Below are 15,408 nucleotides of genomic sequence, written 5' to 3' on the forward strand. Positions count from 1 at the left end.
ACGAATTCAGTAGATCAGGTCTCTTCGCCCGAGCGGACGCCGCAGCACAATCGCCTTCATGCCTACAGACACCGCTGGAACCCCAGCTCCGCTGCAGCTGTTGTTCATCGGCGGCAGGCCGGCGTTGCGCACCGCGCTGGCCGCCTCCCCCCGGGTGGAACCGGTGACCGACCCGGCCGAAGCCGCCTGCGCACTGGTCGACGTGGCCTCCCTGACCCCCACCGCCCACGCCGAGGCGTGCCGCTACCCGTTACCACCGTCCCTGCCGCTGGTTGTCGTGTCCGCGATCGGTGCCGACCGGATCACGGACACCAATCCCTACCTCTCCGAGGTCGCCCGTGCCGAGCGCACGGCGACGCGGGCCCGCGCGGACCACTGCGTCCTGCGCTGCGCACCTATGGACGTCGACCTCGTCCAGGTCGCCCGCCAGATATCGGACTTCTCCACGGTCTACGGCTGCTTCACCGACGGCCCTGTGCCATGGCTGGCCCTCGACGACCTCGTCGATGTCGTGGCTCTGCTGGCCGCCGAGCCCGCACGGCGAGGCGGCCGGGTGTACGAACTCACGGGTCACGAGACCGCCTCCCTCACCAGGGTCGTCGGTCGGCTGGCCGGGGCCTTGAACGTCCGCGCCGAATACCACCCGCTCGAAGCGGACCAGCTCGTCAGTGCGCTGTGCAGCAGCGTCGGCTGGGACCTGGACATGGCCCTGCGGGTTCCCGGCCACCAGCAATGGGCCGGCGCCGGGCACCCCGCCAGCCCGCTCGTCGAAAAGGCCCTGCACCGAACCCCCCGCCCGCTGGACGCCTGCATCGCGTACGCCGCGGCCGCCGTCACCGGGCCCTGCAATGACGACCAGCTGACCTCCGCGACGAAGGGAAACCGCTCGTGAGCGCCAAGGACGGCATAGCCGTTGCCGTGAACCCCGGCATGAAAGTCGAAGTGACCGAGGACGCCGTGCTGATCAGGCACGGAGACCATGTCGCGCGCCTGTCCGGAGGACGACTCCCGGCCTTCACCGAAGCCCTGCTGACGGTCCTCTCCGACGGCAGGCGAACCCTCGAGCTCGGCTCCGACGTCGACGAAGCCCGCAAGCTGGCTCTGGAATCCGTACTGACCCAGATGACCGAAGCCGGGCTGCTCCAGCGCGACGAGGCCGCCGAGGACCTGCGGTCCGTCTCGCCCGCAGCCGTCGGCATGTGGCTGCGGGTACTGCGCAAAGTTCCCCTCAGCACCGTGCAGGAGCGCCTCGACCAGCGCACGGCCACCGTGCTCGGGAGCGGCCTGCTCGCCGAGCAGGTGCTGACTGCGCTGCACGATGCCGGAGTGATCGCCCAGGCCGCGTCGGGCCCCGCCGCGATCCCGCAGACCTCCGACCCGATCCGAGACGTCGTGATCGTGATCGCGGAGTCCGACAGCGACCCGCTGCTGGACGAGTGGAACACCGCGGCGCTCAAGAACGGACGCACCTGGCTCCCCGTCATCCCCTTCGACGGACGGCGCGCCCTGGTGGGGCCGTGGACGCTGCCGGCGGAGTCGGCCTGCTTCGCCTGCTACCGGCTGCGCCGCGCCGCAGCGTTCCCTGACCGCGCACTGGTCGAGGACATCCTTGCCGCCCGTCCCGTGCGCAGCTCCGGGGAGCGGGCGGCCCTGTGGCCTGGGCTGACCACCATGCAGGTCGGGCTGGTCGTCGAGCGGGTCGTGGAGTGGTTCGGGCTGACCGACACCAATGCTGGTCTGGCCGCCCCCGGAGGACTGCACACCCTGGAGATGACATCCACCGGGCTCCGGCTCGACTCCCACCGCCTGTTCCGGGTGCCGCGATGCCCGGCGTGCTCACCGGCCCGCGACCGCGGCTACCCGATGATCTGGTTCCACCCCGACGCGGGCGTACCCCTGCACCGCCACGACGACGCGGACGGAGGGCAGCCCAGGTGACCACCACGACACAGCACCACGGCGTAGCCGCTCCGGTGCAGGACGGACTACCGACGGGCGAAGGCCCTGAGTGGACCACGGCCGCCGAGGCCGAGCGCCTGCTGAAACCGCTGCTGTCCGAGGTCGTCGGCGTCGCTACCCGGCTCTACCGGCAGATGCACGACATCGACGACGCCTTTGCCTTCGCCGTCGGCGCCCGTGCGTGCCAGTCCGAGCACCTCGTGGGCGAACCCTGTGCCCAGGCCGCAGGCGGCGGTGCTCTGGACGAGCGGTCCGCGACCCTGTCGGCGATCGGCGAGGCGGTCGAGCGCTACAGCGCCGTCTACTGGTGGGAGCAGGCCATGGTCCAGGCCACCTGGACCGAGCTGAACGCACGTGGCGAACGGGCGGTATCCCCGCGGCAGCTGACGCTGTTCACCGAGGCCCAGTACGCCGACCCCGAGTTCCCCTTCACCCGCTTCACCGAGGACACCCGGATCAGCTGGGTGCGCGGGACCGATCTTCGCGATGGCACATCCGCGTGGCTCCCGGCCGTCCTGGTGTTCCTGTCCGGACCGCACCGCGAGACCGCCGAGCGCATCTCCAACAGCACCAGCAACGGCCTGGCTGCCGGCTGCACCTGGGACGAGGCGCTCTGCTCGGGCCTGCTCGAACTCATCGAACGCGACGGCTTCAGCACGGTGTGGCACAACCGTCTGAGCATGCCGCTCATCGATCCCGACAGCGACCCGGAGGTCAAGGCGTTCTTCGACCGGCATGTCCGACCAGCCGGCCTCGACGTCTCCCTGGTCGACCTGAGCCGTTTCAGCGGCGTACCGGCCGTCCTGACCGTCGTACGCAACCGGGTCGGCGACATCAGCCCGCTCGCGGTGGGCGGCGCCGCGGCCGCCACCCCGCAGCGAGCCATCGTCAAGTCGGTCATCGAGGCATTCCAGACGCGGGTGTGGATGCGCGCCGAACAGCGCGAGGGCAACCTGCTCCCCCCGGACACCGACTTCGCGGCCGAGGTCCACCGCTTCGACGACCACGTACGCCTCTACGCGGGCCCCGGCCTCGAGCACGAGACGGAGTTCCTTGACGCAAGCGCCGCGCGGGTGTCCGTGGCCGACCTCCCCGTACTGCCCGACCACCGGCCGCGGGCCCTGGCGCGCGCCGTGCTCCAGCGACTCCACAGCCAGGGCGTCGACGTCTACCTTGCCGACGCCACGAGCCCCGACGTGTACGACGCCGGCCTCGTGGTGGCCCGCGTCTTCGCACCCGCCCTGGTGCCGCTCGACTCCGCCTTCAGGACGCGCTTCATCGGACCGCCGCGGCTGCGCACCCGGCCCGTGGAACTGGGTCTGCTCGAAAAGCCGCTGACCGACGCGGAACTCAACCCGTTCCCGCACCCCTACCCGTGAGCCGGAGACCGCCATGCCCGAGACCGAGAACCTGCACGGGGCGAACCTCATCGATGCCGTCTACGGCGACTCGTCGCCACCGCTCGACGACCCCATGGAGAACTACTTCGAAGCCTCCAAACTCCATCTTCGGGCCCTGAGCTGGGACGTCCCCGGTGGAATCGCCCTCGACAAGTCCGAGGAACTGCGGCTGCTGACCCAGCGCGCCGCCCGCCTCAACCCCAGCCGCCCCCTCATCCCGCTGCCCGGCCCGGCGCCCTTGGACGCCTGCCTGACCGACGTGATCAACGCCCGGCGCAGCGCGGAGAACTTCGGCCGCGGCGAACTCACGCTGCCGGTCCTCTCCGGGATGCTGCAGCACTCGTACCGGGTGCGCTTGGTGCAGGGATGGCCCCGCCGTCCCGTCCCCTCCGGAGGCGCCCTCTATCCACTCGACCTCTATGTGATCGCCCAGCGCGTCGAGGGCCTGCAGCCGGGTCTGCACCACTACGACCCCTTCCGCCACGCGCTCACCCGGGCGCGGGATGTGGACCACGAAACCCTCCATCTGGCCACCTTGCAGCCCGAGATGGCACGCGACGCGGCGGCGATGCTCGTCATCGGGGCCTCCTTCTGGCGCTCCCGGTTCAAGTACGGCCAGCGGGCACTGCGCTTCTGCCTCCTGGAAGCCGGCCACCTGGAGCAGAATCTGCTGCTCCTCGCTACCGGTTACGGACTCGCCTGCCGGCCGATCGGTGGGTTCCTCGACGACGATTTCACCGTCGACATGGACTACGACGGAGTCAACGAGGCGCCGATGTACGTCACTCTCGTCGGTCCGCCCGCCGATGACGGCACACCGGAACCGCCGAAGCGATGACGGCCGGCCTGACTGCAGGCACGGCTGCGGACATCCTGGCGATCGGCGCCGTCACCGCGCATGCCGTCATGCCCTGGGTGCTCCGGCTGCGCCGTTCCTCCAACGGGCTGCGGCGCTACGACAGGGTCACGATGCTGCTTGCGCTCTGCGCGGCGGCCGCAGCCGCTGCGGGAACGACGCCGCTGACCAGCGCTTCCGGGGAGACGGCCCCCATGGCGGTCACGCTGTGGCCCCATCCCCTTGCGGCCGCGCTGCCCTGGGGGCCGGCCGTGGCGCTGGGGGCAGTTGCGGCCGGGGCCGCGCTGCCCTGGGTGGCCGCCCAGTGCAGCGGGCGAGCCTTGCGCCGCCGTGCGGCCCGCCCGGGCACGGGCCGCCCCGGCCGGATGGCGAACGCCGCGCACCTGGTGGGCTGTGCGGCCGCGGAGGAAGTGCTCTGGCGCCTGGCCTGCCCGGTGTCGCTGGTCGCGGTAGGTGCGCCGCCCGCACTGGCGGCCGCGCTCAGCCTGACCGGCTTCTGCCTACTGCACCCGCCGCAGACGGGGTGGCGCTCCCTGCCGTACCTCGCCGTGGCCGCACTGCTGTTCACCGCGGCCGGATCCCTGGGCGGAGTGATGGCCGCTGTGTTCGCGCACACCGCCCACAACACGGTCCTGGCGTGCTTCACCACTGCTCCGCGTAAGACGACGAGCGCGGAGCTGCCCGTGCGGGAGGTGCCACGCCTGCCCGAGCCGACCGCGTGGGACTGACCCGTGCGGAACAACCGCGTGAACCGGGCAGAACAAGCCGGAAGGCCAAGAAGGAATGACCGTATTTCGGCGATGACCATCCGCTCGTCAGACAAACGGACGAATATCATGAGCTCCAGGCATGACGGGGGCAACCCTCTCCTGCCGGTCGGTCGCGTCCCCATGCCCCCCTGACCCGGGGAAGCGCATCCATGACGACCACATGGAACACGGGGAGGAAAAGCAGGGCCGCAGGGCGGAGCGGCGGCCATCGGGATGCCCGAATGGCGGGGGTAGAGCTAGCGAGCGTGCAGGGGGAGACGGCAAGCGCACCGGCGGGCAGATCCTTCGGTGGCCGGCTTCCTGAGCACACCCCCCGCATGGGCTGGAACGGGGGGGAGCTGGTCGTACGGATGAACGGGCTGTGCCGACAGGGCGGTGACCGCTGTCCCCGAGGGGAACCACGCCTCACCCCCGCACTGCGCTGTGCGGCGATGCCCCTCCGGTCCACTGTGCAGCCGCAGCCTCAAGGGCGGTCCCTGCCGTACGCCGGATCCCCGCGCTGCGAGCGGGGCCCTTCGCGCCCTGTCCTTCTGGATCCTGAGGAGTCCGACATCAACGAACCGAGCTCTGTTCTTCAGGCATTACGTGCCAGTGAACCGCTGCGGGCTCAGGCAAGGGAATGGTTCGAAGACCCGTCCATGCGCGATGTAAGCACGCGCTACGACGACCGGGAGACGAGCCTGTCCCGCGCCCTGTGTGCCGAGGTGGGACTGGTCCTGGCGGAGCAGCCGCCCTCCCGAGTCCTCGACGTCGGCTGTGGCACCGGGGCAACACTCGCACACATCCGCGCTCATGTTCCCGGGGCCGGCCTTGTGGGCATCGACCCCAGCGAGGCCGCAGTAAGCTCCGCCCGACGCCTTTTCGGGCCCAGCCCCGACATCCAGGTGCACACCATGGCTGCCGAGGACCTCGCGGGTGCCGCGGCCGGTCGCCTGGGACGATTCGACCTTGTCCTGGTCCACCTGTGTCTGGGACTGATGCGGGATCCCTTCACCGTCCTGCGTGCGTTGGCCGAGATGCTGCATCCCCATGGACACTGCTACGTCGTCGACCTGCTCCGCCCCGACGACTGGGACGGCCGATCCGTTCCAGTGGCGCTGGGTGCCAGGGACGCCTCAGAGCGAGCGTATCTGCGTTCCCAGCTTGCCGCGTCCCTGTCCCTGGCCGAACTCAGCGCGTTGGGCAACGAGGTCGAGCGTCGTGTGCCCGGCATGCACGCCGAGGTCCGCCGCGGCGGTCTCGGCGGTCACGATCCCGGCTCCCCGGCGGCCCGAAGAATCTGGACCCGCGCACCCCGGATCAGTGGACTGCTCGCTTCCTCAGGCACCCGCCCGGGCTCCGGTGAACAGATGCACACCGTCGCGCACATGGTGATCCGCCACGACAAGGGCACGCGATGAGCCTGGCGCACAGCCGGATCAAAGTTGCTGTCATCGCTTCTCGTCCGGTCACCGTCGCCGGTCTGTCCGCAGTGGTCAATTCTCAGCCGGACATGACCGTGGTGGCCACCGCGTTCTCGGTCGCCGACGGCCTGACCGACATCATGCGGTCCGAACCCGACGCCGCGATCGTCGAACTGGGTACGGCCAACGAAGGGTCGCCCGTCCCCGATCTCATCGACGCGCTGCGGCACCAGGGAAGCAAGGCAGCCGTCATCGCCTTCGCCGAGGAACCGGAGCACGTCGTCACCGCCCTCAAAGCGGGAGCCCGCGGTTTTCTCCTCAAGGACTGCCCCACCGACGAGATCGTGACCGGCGTCCACCAGGCCGTTCGTGGCGCGGTCCCGGTCTCGCCGCGCACTCTCCCCCACCTCGTCTCCGAGGTCATCGCGCCTACCGCCCCTCCGGCGTTGTCCCGGCGAGAACGAGAAGTCCTCGCCCTGGTGGCGCGCGGCCAGTCGAACCCCCGCATTGCGCAGTCCCTGCACGTCTCCGAAGCCACGGTCAAAACTCATATGCGGCGGGTGTTTCACAAGCTCCAGGCCACTGACCGCGCGTCCGCCGTTGCCCTTGCCATATCCAAAGGCATGCTGGCCCCGAAGGAAGGTCCGAACACCGACAGTGTCCAGCCACCGTCCGGAGGTGACGCGATCAAGGTTCTCCGCCGAGGGAGGCACGGGGGTACAGAACGGGAAGCCAGCCGCCCACCACCGGCTCCAGCGCACCTGGGCGAGCACTGACGTACCGGCGCTGCCAGCGGACCTGCGAGCGAGCTGCTCCGGTGCCGGCCTCTATCCGCAGGACCGGCCGGATCTCTGCTTCCATTGGACCTGAGCGCCGGGCACTGCTCCGACCGGCATTCCGGGTGTTGCTTGCCCTGAGATCGAGGATCATCGCTGGTCGCGCATTGCACTGGTTCAGCCGCACAAGCCTCGAAACTGAACTCGGCGCCCGGAATCGCATGGGTACGGGTACGCACTCGTACCCTGCGCGTGCGGAGGGAGCCCGAGGACGGCCGACGCCAATGTCCGTATTCCCGAGGAAGCCCGCGACCGGCTGGCCGCCATAGCAGCAGCGGAGGGCATGTCGCCGCGCGCCTACCTGGTTACCCGGCAACAAAGGGTGCGACCGCGACCGCGGCACATCTGCTGGCGCAGCGCGGCGCGCTGGGTCTGGACACACCAGTGGCCGAGTACTGGCCGGAGTTCGCCGCGAACGACAAGGCGGACATTACGGTGCGCTGGCTGTTGTCCCACCAAACCGTTCTGGTCGCGCTCGACCAGCCGGTGCCACTGGCCGAGGCGCTGGCCTGGCAGCCGATGGTGGCCGCGCTGGCTGCTCGGCGTCCACTGTGGGCTCCGGGAAGCGCGCACGGATATCACGGCAGGACCTGGGGCTGGTTGGTCGGTGAGGTGATCCGCCGGGTGTCCGGCCGCACGCCGGGCCGCTTTCTGCCGACGAGATCGCCGCCCCACTGGGGCTGGACTTCTTCATCGGCCTGCCGGCGAGTGAACGTGCCCGGGTCAGCCGGATGGTGTACCAGCAGCCGGACATCGACTTCACCACCGCTCCTCCTGAGTCGGTCCCCGAGGAACTCCGCGAACTGGTCGCCGCCTGGCGGGCCCCGAACTCGTTCAGCAACAGGGCGTTCGCGGAACCCCATCATCGGAGGCCCCGATGACCTGCGTGCGACCTCACTGGTCGACGCAGTGCGAAGGTCGCTGGCGTAACTGATCGAGACTGGGGCCGGGAGCCCAGGCTCACCCGGTCTTCGGGCCGAAACCTCAGGTGTCCTGTTCGGGCAGCCGTCGGGAGAAGGCAGCCGAGCGGGCCGTCGGAGACGTGAAGTGGTGGCCGACGGCCCGTTCCCGGGTGTGTGCCCCCGCATCGGGGGCGGCTGTCACCCGGCGGCCGACATCACGGCGCCGAGCAGTGCGGGGGCGACGACCAGCCCCGAGGCTCGTGCCATGGTCTTGTGGCCGTGTCTCTCGGTGAGCCTGCGCACCGCGAAGGCCGCGACCAGGGCGAGCGGGAAGGCGTCCGGCGCCGGTCATGGCGGTGGCGCCGACGAGGAGTGCCAGCAGTACCGAACCTGCCCCGAACCACCGGCCTTAGGATGCCCCGTGCGCAGCCGCCGGCGTTGAACTTCATCAGCTGGATGCGTCCCTCGCCGGCCGTGTCGCCGAGGCGCTTGTGCAGCCACTGCTCGGTGGCTTCCTGACCCTGTGCGAGGACCTCTTCCGGGATCTCGCTGACCGGCCGCCGCCGGCGGACTGCGGGCCGGCGGCGGCCGGGGATCGTCGTCGTCGGTGCGTAGGTGCCGTAGATGCCTAGGTACCGTAGATGCCGTAGCTGCCGTAGATGCCGTAAGTGCACGTCGTGAGTGCCGTACGTGCACGTCGTAGGCGCCTACGTCGGTGCCGTACGCGCCGCCCGTGCCCTACGGCGCCGGGCTCAGGTCCGCCCGGCCGAACAGCAGGGCGTACCCCGGAGGAAGCTGCGCCAGGATGCGGGTCACGAGGTCGTCGCCGACCAGGTTCGGCAGGACGCTCAGGACCGAGCTGACGTCCCAGCGGGCCGTGGCGGAAGTGGCTCCCTCGATGCGGGCGGCGACCGAGTCGACGAACTCCGCGGCGGTCAGCTGCCGGGTGGCCGGGATCTGGGAGGCGACCACGCGGGCCGCCTGCTCGGGCAGGGCCTGGGCCAGGTCGACCCGTTCGTCGCCGATCACGTGGCCGCCGAGGGCGGACAGGACGATGCGGGTGACGCGTTCGGCCTCCGACCGCGTCGGGTACTGGCCCGACTCCTGTACCGCGTCGACCAGTTCGCCCCAGCGGGTGTCGTCGTCGCGGGTGTGCCGGATGCGGGCCGGGGCGTGATCCCCGCCCCGGGCGCGGGCCGGGGCGGGGATCACGGCCCTCGGGCTGGGGGACGTCTCCGTGGTGGCGGTCTCCGGCGTCGTCGTCACGCTGGGCACCGTCGTCACGCTCATGTACGGGCTCCTCCTCCGGGTCCTCCGTCGCGCTGCGGGCGGTCCTCGATGGCCGTCTCTCCGCCAGGCGGGTGGCCTGTCGCCCCTGCGGGACGCGTCGGGCATGGGTGACCGCGTCCCGCGGACGGGTGCCCGCGGGACGCTTCTCCTGGGATCTGATCAGGTGTTGAGCTGCTTGCGGCTGTCTCCGCCGGTGATCTGGATACGGCGCGGCTTGGCCTGCTCGGCCACCGGGATGCGCAGCGTCAGGACGCCGGCGTCGTACGCGGCCTCGATGCGCTCCGTGTCGAGGGTGTCACCCAGGAACAGCTGGCGGGTGAAGGTGCCGGTGAGGCGCTCGGCGACCACCAGCTCCGCTCCCTCGGGGGCGGGGGACTTGCGCTCGGCGCGCACGTTCAGGACGTTGCGCTCGACGTCCAGTTCGATCGACTCGGGGTCGATACCGGGCAGGTCGAAATGTACGACGAACTCGTCCCCTGACCGGTAGGCGTCCATCGCCATCGCGGACGGGCGAGTGGAGCCGAAGACCTGCTGCGCGAGTCGGTCGAGATCGCGGAACGGGTCCGTACGCATGAGCATCACAGTTCACTCCTCTCCTCAGGCGCTCTCCATGCGATGCCCTACGGCCTTCTTCTTATATAGCTCCGGGGAGGAAACTTGACAAGCCTCGACTCAGGTTCGCGGGGTTAGCCTCGGTGGCGTCAGAGTCGGCGCGGCAGTGGCAGTGGCAGTGGCAGTGGCAGTGGCAGGAGGCAGGAGGCAGGTATGGCGAAGGTTCCCGGTGTGAAGGTTCCCGGTGTGAAGGTTCCCAGTGCGGTGGTCGCCGCGAGCGGGCTCGTCGGCGGATACGGCGTGGCGCGCTGGACGCGGAAGCGGCAGCTGGGCGGGGCCGTTCTCGCGGTGGCCGGGGCGGCGGCCGCGCGGCAGTGGCGGCAGCGGGCCGGCGGGAAGGCGGCCGGGGCGCTGACGGCCGCGTACGTCGCCGCTTTCGCCGGGTCCCATCCGCTGGCCAAGAAGGTGGGGGCCTGGCCTGCCGTGTTCGGGGTGGCGGGGGCCGTGGCGCTGGCGTCGTGGGCGGTGGCGGACCGGCGGGGCTGAAACGAGGGGACGCACAGAAGACCCCGGCCCTGACACAGCAGGACCGGGGTCTTCGCCGAGCGCCGGGCAGGCCTTGCACCTGCATCTCCCCGCAGGAAGCGGGGCGTCTTTCCTTGGACCACCAACGCATGACCGGCCGTTGGGAGTTGGCCCGGCCGGACGTAGATCACCATACCCCTCCCAAGGCGTCCGTGCGACCTGGGCGCCGCCGGCTCACTGCTGCCGGACTTTCTGTTATCGCCCACCGGCCCGGTTCGTCTCCTCACCGTCCCCCACCGCACGCACGCGACTCACGACGTTGAGGTACGAAGCACGTGACACGACAGATCAGCCGCCGGAGCATGCTGAAGGCCACGGGCGCGGCGGCCGGGGCCGTCGCCCTCGGTACGGCGCCCGCCGCCCCCGCGGTCGCCGCCGGTGCCGCCTACGCCCACCCCGGGCTGCTGCACACCCGCGCCGACCTGGACCGTATGGCCGCGAAGGTGAAGGCGGGCGCCGAGCCGTACACCGCCGGGTACGCCAAGCTGACCGCCAACCGGCATGCGCAGAGCGGCTGGCAGCCGAACCCGCAGTCCGTCGTCTACCGAGGGGCGGGCAGCCCGCAGAACTACGCGATCCTCTACAACGACATCCACGCCGCCTACCAGAACGCCCTGCGCTACCACGTCAGCGGCGAGGCCGCGCACGCCGACACCGCCGTCGCGATCCTCAACGCCTGGTCGGCGCGGCTGACCCGGCTGGAGGGCAGCGCCGACCGGTTCCTGGCCGCGGGGCTGTACGGCTACCAGTTCGCCAACGCCGCCGAACTCGTCCGCGAGCACGAGGACTTCGCGCTCGAACGGTTCCAGGAGATGCTCGTCGACGTCTTCCACCCGCTCAGCGAGGACTTCCTCGCCCGCCACAACGGCGCCTACCCCACCAACTACTGGCCCAACTGGGACCTGACCGCGATCGCCTGCGTGCTCGCCACCGGCATCTTCTGCGACGACCGGGCGAAGGTGGAGCGTGCCGTGGAGTACTTCAAGCACGGCGACGGCATGGGCTCGATCAAGCACGCCATCCCCGTCGTGCACGACGACGGGCTCGCCGAGTGGGTCGAGGCCGGGCGCGACCAGGGGCACGCGCTGCTCGGGGTCGGGCTCATGGGCACGGTCTGCGAGATGGCCTGGAACCAGGGGATCGACCTGTACGGCTACGACGACAACCGTTTCCTCAAAGGCGCGCAGTACGTGGCCAGGTGGAGCCTGGGCGGGGATGTGCCGTACACCGCCAACACACGCCGGAAGGGGGCGATCAACGGCTGGTCGGGGACCGAGACGGCCACCGGCGCCGCCGGTGTGGATCCCGCCATGACGCGGCCGATCTGGGCGATGATCGCCAACCACTACACCAAGCGGCGGGGGCTGTCGGCGTCGTATGTCACCCGTGCCGCGGCGAAGGCCGCGCCTGAGGGCGGGGGTGGGGACTACGGGCCCAACAGTGGGGGGTTCGACCAGTTGGGGTTCGGGACGTTGGCCTTCACTCGGGATCGGGCGGGGGGTGCCTCCGGCGGTGGGGCGGCTGCTGAGCCCCGCGATCCCCGGCCGCAGACGGGTGTTACGGCCTCGGCCCGTGCCGGGCGTGACCTGGCTGCCACCGGGTCCGACGACGTGGTCGGGTGGACGGCCGCGGTGGGGATCGGCGCCGTCGCGGGTGGGTTGCTTCTGCTGCGTCGCAGGGGTCGGGTCGGCGGCGGGAGGGTGTAGCCGTACGGGTGCTTGCTCGGCACCGTCGGTCGGCTGCCGGCAGGTGGGGTGCGCGACCCGGCGCATCCCCCTGCCGGCAGCCGGCCTCACTACGCCGTAGCCGACCGCGACCGGCTGCCCTGCCCCGTCGCCGCCCGGCCCTTCGTCGCCGAGGCCACCGCCGACAGCGGCTGGGCGATGTCCTCCAGGGAGCGGCGTTCCGCCCGTACCGCGAGGGCCGCCGCCACCAGGCCCGCCGCGCACATCAGGGCCGCGCCGATCTGGAAGGCGAGGACCGTGTCGCCGACCTTGCCCGTGCCGGTGAGTTCGGCGAAGAGCAGGGGGCCGCTGATGCCGCCGGCGGCGGTGCCGAGGGCGTAGAAGAAGGCGATGGACATCGCGCGGGTCTCCATGGGGAAAATCTCGGAGACGGTCAGGTAGGCACTGCTCGCGCCGGCCGAGGCGAAGAACAGCACCGCGCACCAGCACGCCGTCAGGGTGGTGGCGGTCAGGGCGCCGCGGCCGAAGAGCCAGGCGGTGCCGAAGAGGAGCAGACCCGACAGCAGGTAGGTGCCCGAGATCATCACCCGGCGGCCCACCGTGTCGAACAGCTTGCCCAGCAGCAGCGGGCCCATGAAGTTGCCGAGCGCGATGACGGCGAAGTAGTAGCCGGTGTTGCCGGTGGGGACGTCGAAGAACGTCGTCAGGATCGCGCCGAAGCCGAAGGTGATGGCGTTGTACAGGAACGCCTGGCCGATGAAGAGGGCGAAGCCCAGCGTGGCCCGCTTGCGGTACTTCGAGAAGACCGTGCGGGCGATCTCCAGGAAGGTGACGCTGCGGCGCTGGTGGATGGTGATCTCGCCCTCGGGGCGCGGCAGCGGCTCGCCCTTCTCGGCCTCCACCTGGCGTTCGATGGAGGACACGATGCGTTCCGCCTCGTCGTCGCGGCCGTGGATCAGCAGCCAGCGCGGGCTCTCCGGGACGTGGCGCCGTACGAGCAGGATCACCAGGGAGAGGACGGCGCCGAGCGCGAACGTCAGGCGCCAGCCGACGTCCATGGGCAGGATCGCGGTGTTCAGCGCGACGATCGACAGCAGCGAGCCGCCGATCGCGCCCAGCCAGAAGCTGCCGTTGATCATCAGGTCGACGCGGCCGCGGTACTCCGCCGGGATCAGCTCGTCGATCGCGGAGTTGATGGCCGCGTACTCGCCGCCGATGCCGAAGCCGGTCAGGAACCGGAAGAGGAAGAACCACCAGGTGTCGAAGGAGATCGCCGTCAGGGCCGTCGCGCCGAGGTAGACGGCGAGGGTGATCATGAAGAGTTTTTTACGCCCCCATGTGTCGGTCAGGCGGCCCCAGAACAGGGCGCCCGAGCAGGCCCCGGCGACGTACAGGGCGGCGGCGAGGCCGGTGACCTCGCCGGAGGTGATGGGCAGGCCGCTGCCGGGCTCCGACAGGCGGCTCGCGATGTTGCCGACGACCGTGACTTCGAGGCCGTCGAGGATCCACACGGTGCCGAGACCGATCACGATCGTCCAGTGCCAGCGCGACCACGGGAGGCGGTCGAGACGGGCGGGGATGCTGGTGGTCACGGTGCGGCCGGTCTCGGCCTGCGCGGTCGTCATGGGCTCCCTCCTCAGCGAGCGAACCCCGGGCGAGTGCCCTGCGCCGTGCCCCTTACGCCCCCAGCGCCCGCGACACCGTGTAGATCAGCAGCCCCGCCAGCGAGCCGACCACCGTGCCGTTGATCCGGATGAACTGCAGGTCGCGGCCGATGTTCGCCTCGATCTTCTTCGTCGTGTGCTCGGCGTCCCAGCTCGCCACCGTGTCCGTGATCAGGGAGGTGATCTCCTTGCGGTACGTGGTCACCACGTAGACCGCGGCGTCCTCCACCCACCGGTCGACCTTGCCCTGCACCCTGGCGTCGGTCGCCATGCGGGCGCCCAGCGACAGCAGCGAGGCCCGTACGCGCAGCCGCAGCTCGCTGCGTTCGTCCTCCGCCGCCGAGACGATCATGGAGCGTACGGCGGTCCAGGCGGAGGCGATCAGGTCCTGGACCTCGCCGCGGCCCAGCACCTCGCCCTTGAGCCGCTCGACACGCGCGCGCGTGTCGGTGTCGGACTGCAGGTCGGAGGCGAAGTCGGTGAGGAAGCGGTCCAGGGCGCCGCGCGCCGGGTGGGTGGGCATGTCGCGCATCTCGATGGCGAAGCGCAGCAGCTCCTTGTAGACCCGCTCACCGACCTTCCGGTCGACGAAGCGCGGGGTCCAGCCGGGGGCGCCGCCCTCCACGGCGTCCATGACCTCGTCGCGGTGCAGCACCAGCCAGTCGTGCGCGCGGGTCACGATCAGGTCGACGACCCGTTTGTGGCCGCCGTCGGCGACGACCTTCTCCAGCATCTTGCCGATGCCGGGCCCGATCTCCTGGGCGTTCGCACGCCGCGTGATCGCCTCGCCGACCACCGCCTGGACGTCGGAGTCGCGCAGCACCGTCAGGGCGCCGCGCAGGGCCGTCGACAGCTCCGCCGTCACCCGGTCGGCGTGCTCGGGCACCGCCAGCCAGGCACCCAGCCGGCTCCCTATGCCGACGGCGCGCAGCCGCTGCCGTACGACGTCCTCGGAGAGGAAGTTCTCGCCGACGAACTCGCCGAGCGAGACGCCGAGCTGGTCCTTCTTCGTGGGGATGATCGCCGTGTGCGGGATGGGGATGCCCAGGGGGTGGCGGAAGAGGGCCGTGACCGCGAACCAGTCGGCGAGCGCGCCGACCATGCCGGCCTCGGCGGCCGCGGCGACATAGCCCGCCCAGGGGCCGGCGCCCGAGTTCTGTGCCCACTTGGCGAGGACGTAGACCACGGCCACGAACAGCAGCATCCCGGTGGCGGTGAGTTTCATCCGGCGCACGCCGCGCTGCTTCTCCTCGTCCGCCGGGCTGAAGGTCGTCATCGCGCGGTTCGTGGCGGGGCGGGGGCGGGCATGCTGCTCCCCGGGCCCGCCGACGCCCGTTTCTACCGCTTTTGTCCGCTCCATACGCTCCACCCGTTCGGTGATCCCGCACACATTGTCCCTTCCTGACCGACTCCCGGAACGAAACAGGAGTTCCCGGCGTCTGTCCGGAGGGGGGAAAGCGGCGGGGTCCTGTCAGCTTCACCCCGACCCATGACGCATCATGGGCT

13 protein-coding genes and 1 pseudogene are annotated in these 15,408 nt (G+C 70.7%); 10 read left to right on the forward strand and 4 right to left on the reverse strand.

Translation table 11 applies throughout. The features are described from left to right. Positions 1–58: 58 nt before the first annotated feature. The 8 genes and pseudogenes from ACYVMZ_RS05560 to ACYVMZ_RS05595 form a co-directional block, all read left to right on the forward strand. Positions 59–892, forward strand: coding sequence for a hypothetical protein (locus ACYVMZ_RS05560; protein WP_461075994.1), 834 nt, complete (start codon positions 59–61; stop codon positions 890–892). After that, the gene (locus tag ACYVMZ_RS05565) at positions 889–1,938 is read left to right on the forward strand and encodes a TOMM precursor leader peptide-binding protein (protein WP_461075996.1); all 1,050 of its coding nucleotides are present in this window, start codon (positions 889–891) and stop codon (positions 1,936–1,938) included. The genes ACYVMZ_RS05560 and ACYVMZ_RS05565 overlap by 4 nt, the downstream gene beginning before the upstream one ends. Beyond that, positions 1,935–3,338, forward strand: coding sequence for a YcaO-like family protein (locus tag ACYVMZ_RS05570; protein ID WP_461075998.1), 1,404 nt, complete (start codon positions 1,935–1,937; stop codon positions 3,336–3,338). The genes ACYVMZ_RS05565 and ACYVMZ_RS05570 overlap by 4 nt, the downstream gene beginning before the upstream one ends. 13 nt (positions 3,339–3,351) lie before the next feature. Continuing rightward, positions 3,352–4,197, forward strand: coding sequence for a SagB/ThcOx family dehydrogenase (locus ACYVMZ_RS05575; RefSeq protein WP_461076000.1), 846 nt, complete (start codon positions 3,352–3,354; stop codon positions 4,195–4,197). After that, positions 4,194–4,943 carry a CPBP family glutamic-type intramembrane protease gene (locus tag ACYVMZ_RS05580; RefSeq protein ID WP_461076002.1) on the forward strand — a complete coding sequence of 250 codons (750 nt, stop codon included), beginning with the start codon at positions 4,194–4,196 and terminating at the stop codon, positions 4,941–4,943. The genes ACYVMZ_RS05575 and ACYVMZ_RS05580 overlap by 4 nt, the downstream gene beginning before the upstream one ends. Before the next feature lie 680 nt (positions 4,944–5,623). Next, the gene (locus tag ACYVMZ_RS05585; protein ID WP_461076004.1) at positions 5,624–6,385 is read left to right on the forward strand and encodes a class I SAM-dependent methyltransferase; all 762 of its coding nucleotides are present in this window, start codon (positions 5,624–5,626) and stop codon (positions 6,383–6,385) included. After that, entirely contained in the window at positions 6,382–7,164 is a 783-nt protein-coding gene (locus tag ACYVMZ_RS05590) for a LuxR C-terminal-related transcriptional regulator (RefSeq protein ID WP_461076006.1), read from the forward strand. The genes ACYVMZ_RS05585 and ACYVMZ_RS05590 overlap by 4 nt, the downstream gene beginning before the upstream one ends. A 366-nt stretch (positions 7,165–7,530) precedes the next feature. Continuing rightward, a pseudogene (locus ACYVMZ_RS05595) lies at positions 7,531–8,078 on the forward strand (serine hydrolase domain-containing protein); the annotation flags it as partial. Positions 8,079–8,864: 786 nt separating this feature from the next. On the opposite strand, the gene ACYVMZ_RS05600 reads toward ACYVMZ_RS05595, so the two are convergent. Continuing rightward, positions 8,865–9,416 (reverse strand): DUF2267 domain-containing protein, encoded by a 552-nt coding sequence (locus tag ACYVMZ_RS05600; RefSeq protein WP_461076008.1) that lies wholly within the window; start codon positions 9,414–9,416, stop codon positions 8,865–8,867. A 159-nt stretch (positions 9,417–9,575) separates the two neighbouring features. Further along, positions 9,576–9,995: an Hsp20/alpha crystallin family protein gene (locus tag ACYVMZ_RS05605; RefSeq protein ID WP_461076010.1), complete on the reverse strand. Its 420-nt coding sequence runs from the start codon at positions 9,993–9,995 to the stop codon at positions 9,576–9,578. Between the two features lie 186 nt (positions 9,996–10,181). Between ACYVMZ_RS05605 and ACYVMZ_RS05610 the strand changes: the two genes are divergently transcribed. Further along, on the forward strand, positions 10,182–10,514 hold the full coding sequence (locus ACYVMZ_RS05610; protein WP_461076012.1) for a hypothetical protein: 333 nt from the start codon (positions 10,182–10,184) through the stop codon (positions 10,512–10,514). 341 nt (positions 10,515–10,855) lie between these two features. Continuing rightward, on the forward strand, positions 10,856–12,259 hold the full coding sequence (locus ACYVMZ_RS05615; protein ID WP_461076363.1) for an alginate lyase family protein: 1,404 nt from the start codon (positions 10,856–10,858) through the stop codon (positions 12,257–12,259). Positions 12,260–12,348: 89 nt separating this feature from the next. Here ACYVMZ_RS05615 and ACYVMZ_RS05620 read toward each other — a convergent pair whose 3' ends face one another. Further along, entirely contained in the window at positions 12,349–13,863 is a 1,515-nt protein-coding gene (locus ACYVMZ_RS05620; protein WP_461076014.1) for an MFS transporter, read from the reverse strand. A gap of 52 nt (positions 13,864–13,915) precedes the next feature. Beyond that, a complete protein-coding gene (locus ACYVMZ_RS05625) occupies positions 13,916–15,292 on the reverse strand; it encodes a DUF445 domain-containing protein (RefSeq protein WP_461076016.1) in 1,377 nt (458 codons plus the stop codon). Between the last annotated feature and the right edge of the window lie 116 nt (positions 15,293–15,408).

The organism is Streptomyces deserti (assembly GCF_054782695.1).